This is a genomic window from Chlorogloeopsis fritschii PCC 6912, from assembly GCF_000317285.1.
Classification (GTDB): Bacteria; Cyanobacteriota; Cyanobacteriia; order Cyanobacteriales; family Nostocaceae; genus Chlorogloeopsis; species Chlorogloeopsis fritschii.
In genome coordinates, this window is the sequence record NZ_AJLN01000081.1 from 102,962 (window position 1) to 118,406 (window position 15,445).

Below are 15,445 nucleotides of genomic sequence, written 5' to 3' on the forward strand. Positions count from 1 at the left end.
AACCATTTAAATGACTTGTACTTGCTGCAAGAGTTTAAGTGTGGCATCTAGATCGCTGAGGTTACTCAAATCAATTGCTTTAGCTTGCTTGGGAAGTTGATCGAGCGATTTTAAGTTTCCTTTGGGAGCAACTCCTGAAGCGAGTGGGTATTCAAAAGTTTTATTTGCAAAGTAGTCTTGCCCATTTTTACTGAGCAGAAATTCGACAAATCTTTGGGCAATGTTAGGATGTTTGGCTGTGTTTAAAATTGCTACTCCTGCCACATTCACTAAGGAACCTACATCATTCGTAAAATGATGCTGTACAGGAACTTGAGCATTTTTTTGTTTGAATTGCTCTAAATAGTAATGATTGACAAAACCGACAGCAACTTCACCACGACTGAGAGCTTCTACGATCGCAAGATTGTTGGGATATACTTTGGCATTATTCGCTTTAATACCTTCTAACCATTTCCTAGCTCGTTCCTCTCCTTCAGAAATCCGTAAGGCAGTAACGAAAGATTGAAACGAGCCATTTGTGGGTGCCCAGCCAATTCGATTTTTCCACTTCGGTTCGCTAAAGCCAAAGATAGATGTTGGCAATTCTGCGGGCTTCACTAAATTAGTGTTATAGTCTACAACACGTACTCTGCCGCTGACACCTACCCATCTACCTTGTGGTGAACGGTAAGATTGGGCGACTTGATTCAGAATTGAGGATGGTAACTCTATAGCTTTACCAGCTTTTTGAATAGCTCCCAATGCACCAGCGTCTTGAGCAAAAAACACATCTGCTGGGCTATTTGCTCCTTCTTCTAAAATTGCTGCTGCTAACTCAGCTGTATCGCCGTAACGAACTTGCAACTTAGCGTTGGTTTGCTGTTCAAACTGTTTAACTAGTTCGCCAATGAGTTTTTCGTTGCGCCCTGAGTAAATTACTAACTCTTTTTCTAATGCACCACCTGTGTTTCCTGCCGGGGTAGCTTGTGGGGATGCTGTCTCGTCACCAGCCGTAGGAGTCTGATTCCCATCACAAGCGATCGCTAATCCACCACTAACAGTGGCTAATCCAGTTAAATAGACAAACTGCCGCCGCTTCATCAAATGTAACCTCCAGTTCAAACTTAGCTTTGAAAAAGCTGCTAAAAAAATAATCGAATATTATTCTTATCAAACACGAGGCTTTTATTGCCAAAAATTTATTTTATCAGGAGATGGCTTTCTTTCTCACTCAGTTATAATAATCATTTAATTACTGTAAAAACCTTATTTTAGCTTGATGCTATTGAAAATATTTGTAAATAGTATTGCAGTAAATTCTTAATAAAAATTTTTATCAAACTAAAGATATCGCCTGAAAACAACTACTTTAGTATGTCGTTTCATCATCAGTCGTACAGAATTCTGCAGCTGAGTTCTTTTTGCTACCCGAAATAAATGCCAGGAAATTTATTTCCTGGCTCACAGCGTAAATCCTCTCAAGAGGACTAAATACTCAATCACGAAGGTTTTTAGTCCATTAAAATGGACTTAAGCTACTAATGTGAGACTTCAGTTCTAGGCATATTTAGGGCGAGGTGCAAGATTTGAGCTAAACTTCTACTCTACATAACGCTTATAGCGTTCAATATACAAATCGGATCGTTACTGTCTGTTTACCTCAATTTTCTCTTCCCATTTCTGGGAAAAATTATGCTACAGCTGGTTTTTGTTATATTTTGTGTTCTTTTCGGTTCAGCGCTTTGTTCTAGTTCAGAAACGGCGCTGTTTTCTGTTTCTATACTCAGAGTCAGACAATTAGCTCAATCAAATCATCCTTCGGCGATCGCACTATTGGCGATTCGTGAAAATATGAATCGTCCGATCGCTACTATTGTCATCTTAAATAATACTTTTAATATCATTGGCAGTATTCTTACAGGTAATATTGCAACTAAAGTATTGGGAGATGTTTGGCTAGGTGTATTTTCTGGAGTTTTGACTTTCCTAATTATCGTCTTTGGTGAAATCATCCCCAAGACAGTTGGTGAACGTTACGCAGAAAGAATCGCCTTACTTGTCGCATTGCCTGTAACTGCACTATCTATTGCTTTTACACCTCTTGTTTGGATTCTAGAAACTGTGACTGCACCTTTTACGAAAGGTAAAAAGCCGCCAACCACGAATGAGGCTGAAATCAAACTTTTAGCAAATATCGGTCAACAGGAAGGGATAATTGAAAGGGATGAAGCAGAAATGATCCAAAGGGTGTTTCGCTTAAACGATTTAACTGCATCTGATTTGATGACACCCCGCATTATTCTGACACATTTATGCGGAAATTTGACTTTGGATGAAGCAAAAAAAGATATTATCAATTCACAACATACGCGAATTATTGTAATTGATAACTCCATCGATGAAGTGATTGGATTTGCTTTAAAACAAGAATTGCTAGCAGCAATTGTTGAAGGTAAAAATGACCAGCAAATTGTGACTCTAACTCGGAAAGTCCGCTTCGTTCCGGAATTAATTCGAGCAGATTTACTACTAAAAGATTTTATTGAAGCCCATGAACATTTAGCCGTAGTAGTAGATGAATACGGAAATGTTGCTGGTGTAGTTACCTTGGAAGATGTGCTTGAGGTGATAACTGGTGAAATCGTTGATGAAACTGATAAAAATATTGATTTACGAGAGATTGCACGTAAGAAGAGAGAGCGAATCTTGCAGTCAATGGGAATTTCTTGAGCATACATCAATACCAAATGCGGTTAAATTACCCTCTTTCATTCTTTAGTCCGCGTAGGCGAACTTTGCTTGTATAGCAGCGAATTATATTCGCCCATAACTGATTGTATTAAATTTATTTTTATACTTCTTTTGGTAGTTGAAACAATCCATCTTGATTTGGCTCAAAATCGATGACTTTGAACACAGCATCAATATTCAAAGCACCATAAATATGAGGAAATAGTTCACCGTCTACTTCAGCAGTTTCATAACGAATTTCTGCTGTCACCTTTTCAGCATCAATAACAAGAAGTACCAATCCTGTTTGATTCGCGAAAAGGTAGTTAGCAACTCTAGTAATTTGCTGTGGTGTAGAACAATGAATAAAGCCTTCAGATTCAAAGCTTTCGCTTTGGTAGATGCCAGCAAATTTTGCTTGCTCCCACTGTTTTCGTTTCGTAATGTGGAGAATGGTATCTATGATAAGCATTTATAAGTTCAGTAGACTCCCTAGCTTTTGATAATATATGAAAAATTCAATATTTTGCAAGATTACTACTAGTTTTCAGATAATATTTTATAAATATCATCTAACAGTGGATCTTGTTCTATTATTTCCTCAGGATGAAACTCTAAATAAACTTGATTTAGATTTGGATCAATACTTGATATACATACCTCAATTTTTAGTTTTCCTTTCTGCCAACCTTGGCTACCAATTCTTAGTACATAGCTATTAATACTATAGTTGTATTGAATGTCATTTAGCTGAATTTTATGTTCACCTAAAGATATTAGGCTAAATAACTCACTTATAGAAACACCAGGCTCCAGGCTGCTAGGTTCATAAACGCATCGCTGTAATCTTTGTCTAATGTGTTGCTCGATTAAATCTTTGAATCTACTAACTTGAAATGTATCTTTTCCCAAAAGTACAACATCATCACAATCTAGTGGTATAAATTTATCAGTCATAATAGTTTCAAGCACAGAAAATTGATGATGAACAATATTCATCATAATTTAAACTAATTTACTAGCATAATCTGCCATTTAGTTGACATCAACTTAGTTAAAATATTTATAAAAGAACCTCATAATTAAACAAGTTCATTATTATTTTTATACAAATTCTCTCAACAGAACTCAGTATGATGGTTGTACATATAGGTAGAAAGTAAAGGTTTTACTATTTCTATATGAGGGTGTGCCCAACTAAAAATGGCACATCCCTTTGAGATGATCGTAGCGATCGCCTTATTGAAGTTCCAACTTTGGCACGGATAGTATTATTGGTTCACTAGGTGGGTTAATTTCCATTTAGGACATTGCGCGACATTATTGCAAGACTAGGCTGCCCTCTGCCAGTTCACTATAAATATCCATCAGCTCCTTTTTGCTACTAGGGAATACATACATCTGGAGCGCACAATCCCGTAAATTCTAAAGTTGTCACCATCAGCGTATTTAAATCTACACGTCGAATAACATGATTATTTGTATCAGCAATATATAGTGAAGAATCAATTACACTCAATCCTGAAGGTTCATAAAAGTGGCTATTTTTACCTTGCCCATCTTGCAAACCAGCCACACCATCTCCCAATATAGTTTGACAATTACCTGTATTGGGACTAACTAATTTAATTTTGTGATTGTAGGTATCGGCAACCCATAGGAAATTCTGAGCATATTCTACTCCTAAGCAGTGTTGCAACCGAGCTTCAAAACCTTGCCCATCTACATCACCAAAGCCAAATAACGCCCCGCTACCACAAATAGTTCGTACTATTTTTGGTTCTACAAGTTTTACACCTCGAATCGAACTAACTTCACTGTCAGCAATATATAATTCTTTTCCATCAGCAGTGATGCCACTAGGTTGAGCAAAGGCAGATTCGTGAAGCAAACCATCTACACAAGCTTCTGCACCTGTACCAGCATAGGTTTTCACAGTGCCGCTTTCTAAGTTCATTTCCCAAATTTGATGCGGCCCTGCCATAGCTATAAATAGGCTATTTTCCACCTTTTGTAAATCCCAAGGAGAATTTAGCGCTATTTCCAAAGCAGCACCACCGTGAGGATAAATATTACGGCTTTGTTTACCTGTTCCAGCAATTGTTTCTACTCTCTGGCGCTGCAAATCTACGCGACGTAAGGCATGATTTTCTGTATCGGCAACATACAAAATTTGATTTTCTACATCAAATGTCATTCCCTGGGGTGCAAAAAATTGTGCTTCATGAAAGGAACCATCGACTAAACCAGGTTTTCCAGTGCCGATTATATGCAGAATTTCTCCGTCTAAGGTACTCAGAACCAAACGGTGATGCCCAGAATCGGCAATAAATAATCCTGCTGTTGTTGCTAAGACTTTACCGGGAAAAGCTAACGGTGTAATTAGGGGTTTTTGCTGTTTTTCTAGAGTAAGTTGGAGTTCTTGAAAATTGATAGTGCCTTTTTCTTGGTGTTGGTGAATTAACTTTTCTACCAGTTCATCTAAAATATCAAGATTTCCTTCCCCAGATAACGAGCCTACTACGTATCCTTCTGGATCGATGACTATCAAGGTAGGCCAAGCACGCACAGTATAATCTTGCCAGACTTTAAAACCACTGTCTATTAATACTGGGTGTTCGATGTCGTAGCGTAAGATAGCTTGGCGGATGTTCTCGGTTTCCTTTTCGTGATCAAATTTGGCGCTGTGTACACCGATAACTGTGAGGCTGTCTTTGTATTTCTGTTCTAAATATTTCAGTTCTGGTAGGATGTGCAAACAGTTGATACAACAGTATGTCCAAAAGTCTAAAATAACGATTCTGCCCCGGAGTTGTTTCACAGATAAGGGTTTTTCTGTGTTGAGCCAAGGGTAATTTTGTGGTAATTCTGGCGCTCTGACACGGGGAGGCATAACAATTAAAAATTAAAGATTAAAAATTAAAAAATTTTGGGGTAGGCGATCGCTTACTCTTTACGGTACATCTTTTACATTAACTATAAATACTCCGATCGCTATAGCAGCTTTGAGAAAAATAGAAACACTCACCACCATCGAGTTATCAGCTTGGATACAACAAGCCAAATTGCAAGCATATCAAGGACAAGTGACTGAACGCATCCCCCAGTTGGCTGTAGCTAATTCTGATTGGTTTGCTGTTTCCATTTGCTCTGCATCGGGGGAAGATTTCTCGGCAGGGGATACGGCTTGCTTATTTCCACTGATGAGTGCAATTAAGCCGTTTTCGCTACTGTACTTGTTAGAGCATTTGGGGGCAAAGACGGTTTTTGAGTGGGTTGGAGTTGAGCCATCGCTTTTAAGATTTAATTCTCTTGAACAGCTACTTGCTGATGACAGACGCCCTCGCAATCCGATGATTAATAGTGGTGCAATTACTCTTGCTGATAAATTACCTGGAGATAATGCCTGCGATCGCACTCAGCGTTTATGCGATTGGCTAAATCAACTTGCAGGTTGTCAATTCAAGTTAGATGAGGTGATGCTTGCTTCTGTACGTTCAGCACCTTCTCAAATTAATCAAGCAATTACCGAAAATCTTGCCCAAGCTGGGTATGTGAAGAATCCAGAAATAGCACTTGATACTTACGAGCAAATATGCTGTTTATCTGGAAATGTTGCAGATTTAGCGCTGCTAGGAAAGCTTTTGGCGTGTGAAAGTAAATTAATTGCACCACAGCACCGCCGCATCGTCAATGCACTCATGTTTACCTGCGGGATGTATGAAGCTTCTTTTCAATACGCCCTAGAGATTGGATTACCGATGAAATCTGGTATTAGTGGGACACTTCTGGCTATAGTACCTCATCAAGGGGGAGTCGCTTGCTACAGCCCTCCCTTGGATAATGCCGGAAATTCTCCAGGAGCGATCGCTTTTGTTAAGGCTTTATCTAGCGGTTTGGGATTAAGTATTTTTGGGGGTTAGTACAAGAAGGCAGAAGATAATAAGGGTATTTTTTCTGAATTTTTGCTAAATAATTAATACAGAATGAATTAACTAAATATGCTGAGACAGTATATTTTTTAGCTGTGTAAAATTTATATTATTTTCACTTAATCTGATTTTTTTACAATAATCAAGGATGCACTGATTAAGCTATTGAATTGACATCTATTTTAGCGGGTGTTATGAACAGAAACTTTTTGAATCATCAATTTTGAATCATCGATTTTGCTGATTTCATCTATGAAAAAGTTTTGCGTAATGCTAAAACTTTTGTAGAGACGCGATATATCGCGTCTCTACATTCGGTAATGCTGAATCATCTGTATGCATCTTTGATTGTAAATACTGTTTTTGATTGCAACATCAAGAGATTTTGCAAGTTTATTTCGGGAATTTTTTGTCTCTAGTTTATAAGCTCTAAACATTTCTAACTTGAATTAAATTTTATGAACACCAAAATTGAAGTAGTTTTCAGCTTTGATACCACTGGCAGTATGTATCCTTGCCTAACTCAGGTAAGAAGAAAAATTAAAGAAACAGTTACACGACTGATAGGCGAAATTCCCCATATAAAAATTGGGATCATCGCCCACGGAGATTATTGCGATCAAGGCTCTACTTATGTAATTAAAAATTTTGACCTTTCTAGTGATGTAGATGCTATTTGCGATTTTGTCCAAAATGTAGAACCAACTGGTGGTGGTGATGCACCAGAATGTTACGAACTAGTATTACATGAAGCACAAGATTTAAATTGGTCAGATACATCCTCAAAATCCCTAGTTTTAATTGGGGATGATATTCCTCATCCGCCAGCGCATAATCCCAAAAAATTGAATTGGCGGGAGGAGATTGATAAGTTAGCCAAGCAAGGAATTATGGTTTATGGAGTACAAGCTCTTAATCGTTCCCACGCCACTCCTTTTTATAAAGAACTAGCTGAAAAATCAGGTGGTTTTCATGTTAATCTTGACCAATTTTCTTACATTACTGACTTATTTTTAGCAGTTTGTTATCAACAATCTTCTGATGAACAACTACAAGCCTACGAACAAGAAGTAATTAATCAAGGACGTATGAGTCGTGGATTAAATCAGATATTTAATTCCATGATGAAGCGAGAAGGAACATCTTATTACGAAGCGGCAGATTTACGGGCAGTTTCTCCAGGGCGTTTCCAGATTTTAGAAGTTGACAAAGATATTTCAATTAAAGTTTTTGTTTTAGAAAATGGTTTAAATTTTAAAGTCGGGCGCGGTTTCTATGAATTCACGAAAACTGAAACTATCCAAGGTTATAAAGAAATAATTTTAATGGAGAGGACGACGGGTGATTTATTTGAAGGGGAAGCAGCGCGAGAAATGTTAGGGCTACCTGTTGGAGGAACAGTTCGGATCAAACCCAGCAACTTGGAAAAATATGCTGTTTTTGTCCAAAGCACCTCTGCTAATCGTAAATTGATGGGCAAAACACGTTTCCTCTATGAAGTAGAGGACTGGCATCGGTAAATTTGATTAAGCTATTAGCTGGAAGTCACTATGCATTAGGGTGCGTTAACGTGGTGTAACGCACCTGTTTGCTGATATTGATTGTTGATGGAGGAGATAGATTTTGGTGGAACTGATCGCATTGGAAGTCAAACAGCGAATCCAGGAACTCAGACAACTATTGCAGAAGGCAAGCTACGCCTACTATGTCCTTGATTCTCCAATTATGGAGGACACTGTTTACGATCGCCTGTATCGAGAATTGCAGGATCTAGAAACCAAGTATCCAGAATTGGTGACACCGGATAGCCCTACTCAACGAGTGGGCGAAAAACCAGCAACACAGTTTACTTCGGTGCGTCACAATATCCCACTCTACAGTTTAGAAAATGCCTTTAGTGTTGATGAATTAAGGACTTGGGATCAACGCTGGCGGCGACAGCTACCTGCTCAAACAGAGGCAGAATATGTCTGCGAACTGAAAATTGATGGCAATGCCCTGGCTTTAACTTACGAAAATGGCGTTTTAACCAGAGGTGCAACCAGGGGTGACGGGGTGATGGGTGAAGATATCACTCAGAATGTGCGGACAATTCGTTCCATTCCTTTACGGTTAAATTTAGAAGGGCTAGAAAATTTTGAACGGGTAGAAGTGCGCGGCGAAGCATTTTTACCCCTAGATGTGTTTAAACAAATTAACGAAGAAAGACAAAAAGCGGGAGAATCTCCCTTTGCCAATCCTCGCAATGCTGCTGCTGGCACACTCAGACAGTTAGACTCTCGGATTGTGGCACAAAGAAGACTAGATTTTTTTGCCTACACGCTGCACATTCCCGGTATGGATGATGCAAGTATCGCCAATACCCAGTGGGAAGCTCTAGAGTTGTTACAAAAGATGGGTTTTAAGGTTAATCCTAACCAGCGTTTGTGTTCTTCTGTAGAAGAAGTTGCCCAATATTACCAATACTGGGATACAGAGCGGCTGAATTTACCCTACATGACTGATGGGGTTGTAGTGAAGATAAATTCCTTTAAGCTCCAAGAACAGTTGGGATTTACACAGAAGTTTCCCCGTTGGGCAGTGGCGCTAAAATATGCTGCGGAAGAAGCACCCACCCGCGTAGAAAATATTGCAGTGAATGTGGGAAGAACAGGAGCGCTTACCCCTCTAGCAGAAATGCGCCCCGTGCAACTGGCAGGAACAACCGTTTCCCGCGCTACTTTACACAATGCCGATCGCATTGCTCAGTTAGATATCCGCATTGGTGATACAGTTATTGTTCGCAAAGCTGGGGAAATTATCCCAGAAGTCGTGCGCGTACTTACAGAATTGCGCCCCCCAGACACCAAACCCTTTGTCATGCCCAGCCATTGCCCCGTGTGCGGGCAACCTGTAGTGCGGGAAATGGGTGAAGCGGTAACTCGCTGTGTTAATGCTTCCTGTGCTGCTATTCTCAAGGGAGCAATTGAACATTGGGTGAGCCGTGATGCTTTGGATATTCGCGGTATTGGCGAAAAATTAGTGCATCAGCTTGTGGATAAAGGTTTAGTGCATTCCGTTGCCGATTTGTATGACTTGAGCGCCGAACAATTGTGTGATTTGGAACGAATGGGCAAAAAGTTGGCAGAAAAATTGGTGGATGCGATCGCTCAATCAAAAAGTCAATCTTGGGCAAGGGTATTGTATGGTTTAGGCATTCGTCATGTTGGTAGTGTCACTGCTCAAACATTGACAGAAAAGTTTAAAAGTGTCGAACAATTAAAGGTAGCACGAATTTCTGATATTGAAGGTATTTACGGTATTGGTGCCGAAATAGCCGAGTCTGTCTATCAATGGTTCCACATTGATGCAAATCTAACTTTGATAGAACGCTTGCAAGTAGCTGGATTGCAATTTGCCACTAAAGAAGACGATGCAAAAGTGAAGAATGGCAATCAAAAATTAGCTGGCAAAACTTTTGTCATTACAGGTACTTTGCCAACTTTGAAAAGAGATGAAGCAAAAGCATTGATTCAAAAAGCTGGTGGCAAAGTTACTGATTCTGTCAGCAAAAAAACAGATTATTTAGTTGTGGGAGAAGAAGCAGGATCTAAGTTAGAAAAAGCTCAAGCTTTGGGAATTAAGCAGTTGAGTGAAGCTCAATTATTAGAGATATTGGAGGGAGATATATAAAAAAATTTAGGATACTATTTCTCTATAAATATGCCCATAATCAAGATTGGGGCGGCAGGCTTTGTTCTCATAGCCGCACCCTTATAGGGTGTCGGACATTCCCTATTCCCCATTCCTCCAAACTATGACACAAACTATCCAAGCAAAAGATATTGACTTACGCTACTTAATCGATAACTTTGGTCTTAATTTAGTTTTGGATAGCCAATTTTTCCACGAATGGCAAGAAAATTTACCAGAAATTACTGATTTAGATAAATTACTTTTAGATAAGGTAAAAGCAGGCTATTTTAATCTGATTAATTATCCACCTTTACTAGAAGATGTTGTCAGAATGGCAATTGTCGATCCAATACTTTTTATTGGAGATTTTTATCTGGCTCCGTTTTATGTAAAATCAGAAGAACCTATAGATATTGCTGAACCAGATGACGATACAATCATCAAAGGAAGAATAGGCACATTAGTTTTGAAAGACCAATTTTGGGTAATGATTATTGAGTCTAAAAAACCTTCGTTCTCGATAGAAGCAGGACTCGCACAAATTCTTGCCTATATGTTAGGAAATCCGTATCCTGAGAAACCCAGTTTTGGCATGATTGCTACAGGTAGCGAGTTTATCTTCGTTAAATTAGTTAAAGAAAATCCACCGCGTTATGCCTTATCAAAGGGGTTTTTGATCCGGAACCCTGGAAATGAATTGTACGATGTGCTTCGCATTCTCAAGCGTCTGACTCAGTTGGTGAGTGCTTGAAGCTTTTGTTTTTAAGGAGTTTTATCAGTTGATATCTCTATTTTTGTAGTGGCGTAACGCACCGCTTCTTTGTCTAACATACACTAACAAGCCTGTATTTCGACACAGGCTTGTAGTGGTTCGCCGATTATAGATCTCCGACTTCTTTAAAGAAGTCGGGGATCTGAACACCTGCGACTTGTCAAAATCAATGTGGTGGAGTAGTAGTTCACTGTATCAATTTCATAACATTTATTGGCAATCTCTCCATATTCATGTCATGTATATTGACATGAATATAAATACCAATAGGTAAAGTCTTATGCTTCACCACATTTCCATTGCCGTTGAAAATCCGCAACACGTAGCCGAAGTATTAGCAGAATTGTGGGGTGGTTGTGCCTATCCCTTTCCCATTTACCCCAACAGCTACATTGCTTTTGCAGGGGATGCTCATGGTACTGCAATTGAAGTCTATCCCATTGGTAGCGAACTTATGCCTGGTAGACCAGACTTACCAGATTTGCAATTAAATCAGTCTGGCTCCAAGTTTAGCGCTACTCATGCCGCTATTTCCGTACCTTTGAATCAACAACAAATTGAGCAAATTGCCCAACGTGAAGGTTGGCAAGCCCAACTAGGCGATCGCGGGCCATTTTTCCAAGTGGTTGAACTGTGGGTAGAAAACAGCATCCTGCTTGAACTGTTAACCCCAGAAATGGCAGCACGGTATGTTGCTTTCTCCACACCTGAGAACTGGGAAAAGCTTGTACTGGCAGCAACATCCGTATAAAAAGCTCCGCAGACTAGAAGTCTGGGGCTATACATACAAAGCCCCTTCGGGTACTCTACGAGAAGCCGCCTTTCAGGCGTCTACGCAGTCGCCTGCGGAGGGAAACCCTCCCGCAGCGCTGTCTCACCACCTACGTGGGCTAAAAGTCTTATAGGCTGCGGAGGCAGCCTTTGTTTGTTTAGCCCCACTCTTCTAGAGTGAGGGCATTTTGATTTTAAGAAAAGACAAATGCGACAATGAGATGAAATTCATTTTAGAATTGATTTCATGAATGCTGACACGAACCGTCAAGAACGATCGCCTCGTTCGACACGCACTTACAACAGCCAACTCCGCAAAAAGCAAGCCTCCCAAACGCGCCAACTAATTTTAAAAGCATTAGCAGAACAACTAGCTACTAAAGGTATTCAAGATTTTGCGATTGCTGATGCAGCTCAACGTGCAGGAGTATCTCCCCGGACAATTTATCGTTATTTCCCCAATCGAGATGCACTGTTAGAAGCTTTAGGACTATGGATAGACGAACAGTTGGGAGATCCTCCTTATCCCAATTCTGTGGATGATATTGTGGAGATGGTAGAAAAAGTCTTTCCCAAATTTGACGAACAAGCTACGTTAGTGCAGGCATTGTTACTGTCGGAGTTGGGCAAGTCAGTGCGCTCCCGGCTACGCATCAAACGGCGAGAGTCTGTTGCTCAATCGCTACAGCCAGTTGTTGAACACCTAGATGCAACTGAAGCAAAAGCAGTACGTGCTGTTATCCAACACCTAGCAAGTGCAGATATGTGGAATACCATGAGAGATGAATACGGGCTGGAGGGTAAAGAATCGGCACAAGCAGTTGCTTGGGCTATCCGCACACTGATTGCAGAGTTACAACACCAAAAAAATCAGACATCAACCCAAGTTTGAGAAAAATTTACTTCCTCCATGTGGGTGAATCAATCGGGTGATGTACCATGTTACCGACTTTTGTAGTATGTTTGTAGTTTAATTCCACTAGGCGGTAGGTGCAATGACGCTTGAATTTGAATACAGCACGCTTGCCAATCTAGAAGATGTGAAACGGTTCGGGAAAATCCTCGAACAGTGTTTTATTGGCACACCAGCAGATGAGAATGTCTATATCAACAAAATTGGTGTGGAAAATTTCCGTGTTCTTCATCAACAAGGGCAAGTTGTTGGCGGGTTGGCTCATCTTCCTATGGCTCAGTGGTGGGGTAATCAGAAAGTACCAATGACAGGAATTGCCGCAGTTGGTGTTGCTCCAGAATATCGTGGTACAGGAGCGGCTATTACTTTGATGCGGCAAACTGTTCAAGAACTTTATGCCAAGGATGTACCAATCTCGGTTCTTTTTCCAGCCACACAACGCCTGTACCGCAAAGCAGGGTATGAACAGGGAGGTGCTTTTTGTAGTTGGGAAATTCCTGCTAAGAGTATTCAATTGACAGAACAACCACTTCCTGTTGTAGCTGTGCCATTTGAGCTTGAGCTATTTAATGATATTTATCAACAACAAGCAAAACTTAACAACGGAAACCTAGACAGATATAAAGCTATTTGGCAGAGAATCATCGAGCCAGATGAGAAGGAAGCAACCTACACTTATGCGATCGGTTCGGCAGATTATCCTCAAGGCTACATTATCTTCAGCCAACATAGCACAGAGGATGATGCAATCTTGAGAGTCAAAGATTGGGTAGTTCTTACAGCTGCTGCGGCACGAACTTTTTGGAGTTTTATGTCCAATCATCGATCGCAAATTGATAAGGTGCGCTGGAGGGGATCTACAGTTGATGCCTTGACGTTGTTGTTGCCTGAGCAAACAGCCAAGCTCAAATTCACAAACTACTGGATGTTGCGCGTGCTTAATGTAGTCAAGGCATTAGAAAAGCGAGGTTATCCCCCAGGTGTGGAAGCCGAACTGCATTTAGAAATTCAAGATGACTTGTTAGTAGAAAATAATGGTAAATTTATCCTTTATGTTGCCAATGGACATGGTGAAGTCACAAGTGGTGGTAAGGGTGAGTTGCAACTAGATATTAGAGGATTAGCGCCTCTATATACAGGTTTATTTACACCATTGCAGTTACAGTTAGCAGGAAAACTGGATGCGACAGAAACAGCACTATTTGCAGCCACGCAAATATTTACAGGTACATCTCCTTGGATGCCAGATTTCTTTTAAATATTGTTAATTGCTAATTGTTAATTGTTCATTGCCAGTCTTCCATTAACAATTAACCATTAACCATTAACCATTAGGCATTAACTCTTATGACTCAAATACACCAAACTTCTGGGCGCTGGCGTTTGGGATTAGCGCTATCAATATTAACTGTTTTCTTATGGGGAATTCTACCAATAGCACTAACAGTGACACTACAAGTGCTAGATGTATATACCCTTACTTGGTTCCGCTTTTTTATTTCCTTTGTTTTGCTCGCGATTTATTTAGGTTGGCGAGGAAAATTGCCGACATTGGTACAATTGCGTTCAACTTCTTGGAAGTTGTTAGTTATTGCAACTATTTTTTTGGCGATTAATTATATTCTCTATCTCCAAGGTTTAGCACTTACTTCGCCTTCTAATGCTCAAGTGATTATTCAATTAGCACCTTTACTGATGGGTTTGGGAGGTTTAGTGATTTTTCGAGAACGCTACACATTAAGTCAGTGGATTGGTGTAGCTATTTTGATTGCTGGTTTTGTACTCTTTTTCCACGATCAACTATTTCAGACTTTTATTAAAGTTTCTGAATATACCAATTTACCGACGACAAATGCATCTATAAAAGTCAGTGATTTTTTAATATCTAATAATAAAGTAAACATCTTTAACACATCCAAACAATATTTATTGGGCAGTAGTTTAATTGTATTAGCAGCAGCAGCATGGGCAGTTTATGCCTTAGCACAAAAACAGTTATTACAATCTTTATCTTCGGCTAGTATCATGCTGATAATTTACGGAGGATGTACTTTATGTTTCTCTGTTTTAGCTAAACCACTAACAATTTTTACACTTGATTTTTTCCATTGGGCAATGCTAGTTTTTTGTGGCTTAAATACTTTAATTGCTTATGGTGCTTTTGCTGAAGCTTTAGAACATTGGGAGGCATCGCGAGTTAGTGCAGTATTGGCTTCGACTCCTATTGTTACTTTCTTATCAGTTTGGATTGTATCAGTTATATCACCGAACTTAATTAATCCTGAGCAAACTACACTAATAGGAATATTCGGAGCATTTTTAGTTGTTGCTGGTTCGAGTGCGATCGCCTTGAACAAAAAACGTAATTAATGAGCAATTTTTCTATATTTTTACTGTATTTGTAAGTCAATAAATAGTATTTTTGTATTTATTTTTTGCCTAACATAGTATCTTTTTTTTGAATTTGTTATGATATTATTGTTAGGGAAAATTAATTGATTCGAGTGACAAACTATAAGTAATTAAACTCAGTTCTTGCACTAGTTATAACAGCCTGGAGGCAAAGCCTTGAAACTCTTTTTACCAGGTTGAACCTAGTAACGAGAATTAGAGCAATCTGGCTCTCTACATCTAAGCGTATAAGTTATCAGCAATTTTTGTAAGGTGGGC

At 39.5% G+C, this 15,445-nt stretch carries 13 protein-coding genes; 9 read left to right on the plus strand and 4 right to left on the minus strand.

From position 1 onward, the window contains the following. Positions 1-6 precede the first annotated feature (6 nt). A complete protein-coding gene (locus UYC_RS0115170) occupies positions 7-1,083 on the minus strand; it encodes an iron ABC transporter substrate-binding protein (protein ID WP_016872758.1) in 1,077 nt (358 codons plus the stop codon). 591 nt (positions 1,084-1,674) lie between these two features. Between UYC_RS0115170 and UYC_RS0115175 the strand changes: the two genes are divergently transcribed. Further along, positions 1,675-2,712 carry a hemolysin family protein gene (locus UYC_RS0115175; protein ID WP_016872757.1) on the plus strand — a complete coding sequence of 346 codons (1,038 nt, stop codon included), beginning with the start codon at positions 1,675-1,677 and terminating at the stop codon, positions 2,710-2,712. 121 nt (positions 2,713-2,833) lie between these two features. Here UYC_RS0115175 and UYC_RS0115180 read toward each other — a convergent pair whose 3' ends face one another. From UYC_RS0115180 to UYC_RS0115190, 3 genes are all read right to left on the minus strand, one after another. After that, positions 2,834-3,184: a DUF952 domain-containing protein gene (locus tag UYC_RS0115180; protein WP_016872756.1), complete on the minus strand. Its 351-nt coding sequence runs from the start codon at positions 3,182-3,184 to the stop codon at positions 2,834-2,836. Between the two features lie 68 nt (positions 3,185-3,252). Beyond that, the gene (locus UYC_RS0115185) at positions 3,253-3,714 is read right to left on the minus strand and encodes a KGK domain-containing protein (RefSeq protein WP_016872755.1); all 462 of its coding nucleotides are present in this window, start codon (positions 3,712-3,714) and stop codon (positions 3,253-3,255) included. A gap of 382 nt (positions 3,715-4,096) precedes the next feature. Beyond that, complete coding sequence (locus UYC_RS0115190) at positions 4,097-5,605, minus strand: thioredoxin-like domain-containing protein (protein ID WP_016872754.1); 1,509 nt, start codon at positions 5,603-5,605, stop codon at positions 4,097-4,099. Positions 5,606-5,717: 112 nt separating this feature from the next. Between UYC_RS0115190 and UYC_RS0115195 the strand changes: the two genes are divergently transcribed. From UYC_RS0115195 to UYC_RS0115230, 8 genes are all read left to right on the plus strand, one after another. Beyond that, positions 5,718-6,635: a glutaminase gene (locus tag UYC_RS0115195; protein WP_016872753.1), complete on the plus strand. Its 918-nt coding sequence runs from the start codon at positions 5,718-5,720 to the stop codon at positions 6,633-6,635. A gap of 467 nt (positions 6,636-7,102) precedes the next feature. Beyond that, entirely contained in the window at positions 7,103-8,164 is a 1,062-nt protein-coding gene (locus UYC_RS0115200) for a vWA domain-containing protein (RefSeq protein WP_016872752.1), read from the plus strand. 106 nt (positions 8,165-8,270) lie between these two features. Continuing rightward, complete coding sequence (ligA, locus tag UYC_RS0115205) at positions 8,271-10,316, plus strand: NAD-dependent DNA ligase LigA (RefSeq protein ID WP_016872751.1); 2,046 nt, start codon at positions 8,271-8,273, stop codon at positions 10,314-10,316. Between the two features lie 124 nt (positions 10,317-10,440). Next, positions 10,441-11,070 carry a hypothetical protein gene (locus UYC_RS0115210; RefSeq protein ID WP_016872750.1) on the plus strand — a complete coding sequence of 210 codons (630 nt, stop codon included), beginning with the start codon at positions 10,441-10,443 and terminating at the stop codon, positions 11,068-11,070. Between the two features lie 301 nt (positions 11,071-11,371). Then, a complete protein-coding gene (locus UYC_RS0115215; RefSeq protein ID WP_016872749.1) occupies positions 11,372-11,842 on the plus strand; it encodes a hypothetical protein in 471 nt (156 codons plus the stop codon). A gap of 267 nt (positions 11,843-12,109) precedes the next feature. Further along, positions 12,110-12,754: a TetR/AcrR family transcriptional regulator gene (locus UYC_RS0115220; protein ID WP_016872748.1), complete on the plus strand. Its 645-nt coding sequence runs from the start codon at positions 12,110-12,112 to the stop codon at positions 12,752-12,754. Positions 12,755-12,857: 103 nt separating this feature from the next. After that, on the plus strand, positions 12,858-14,033 hold the full coding sequence (locus UYC_RS0115225; RefSeq protein WP_016872747.1) for a GNAT family N-acetyltransferase: 1,176 nt from the start codon (positions 12,858-12,860) through the stop codon (positions 14,031-14,033). A gap of 89 nt (positions 14,034-14,122) precedes the next feature. Beyond that, positions 14,123-15,145, plus strand: coding sequence for a DMT family transporter (locus UYC_RS0115230; protein ID WP_016872746.1), 1,023 nt, complete (start codon positions 14,123-14,125; stop codon positions 15,143-15,145). The last annotated feature ends 300 nt before the right edge of the window (positions 15,146-15,445 follow it).

Coding starts and splice junctions, on each gene's coding strand:
- UYC_RS0115170 (WP_016872758.1), bottom strand. CDS start 1,083: ATGAAGCGGCGGCAGTTTGTCTATTTAACTGGATTAGCCACTGTTAGT.
- UYC_RS0115230 (WP_016872746.1), top strand. CDS start 14,123: ATGACTCAAATACACCAAACTTCTGGGCGCTGGCGTTTGGGATTAGCG.
- UYC_RS0115220 (WP_016872748.1), top strand. CDS start 12,110: ATGAATGCTGACACGAACCGTCAAGAACGATCGCCTCGTTCGACACGC.
- UYC_RS0115185 (WP_016872755.1), bottom strand. CDS start 3,714: ATGATGAATATTGTTCATCATCAATTTTCTGTGCTTGAAACTATTATG.
- UYC_RS0115225 (WP_016872747.1), top strand. CDS start 12,858: ATGACGCTTGAATTTGAATACAGCACGCTTGCCAATCTAGAAGATGTG.
- UYC_RS0115200 (WP_016872752.1), top strand. CDS start 7,103: ATGAACACCAAAATTGAAGTAGTTTTCAGCTTTGATACCACTGGCAGT.
- UYC_RS0115210 (WP_016872750.1), top strand. CDS start 10,441: ATGACACAAACTATCCAAGCAAAAGATATTGACTTACGCTACTTAATC.
- UYC_RS0115180 (WP_016872756.1), bottom strand. CDS start 3,184: ATGCTTATCATAGATACCATTCTCCACATTACGAAACGAAAACAGTGG.
- UYC_RS0115215 (WP_016872749.1), top strand. CDS start 11,372: ATGCTTCACCACATTTCCATTGCCGTTGAAAATCCGCAACACGTAGCC.
- UYC_RS0115175 (WP_016872757.1), top strand. CDS start 1,675: ATGCTACAGCTGGTTTTTGTTATATTTTGTGTTCTTTTCGGTTCAGCG.
- UYC_RS0115190 (WP_016872754.1), bottom strand. CDS start 5,605: ATGCCTCCCCGTGTCAGAGCGCCAGAATTACCACAAAATTACCCTTGG.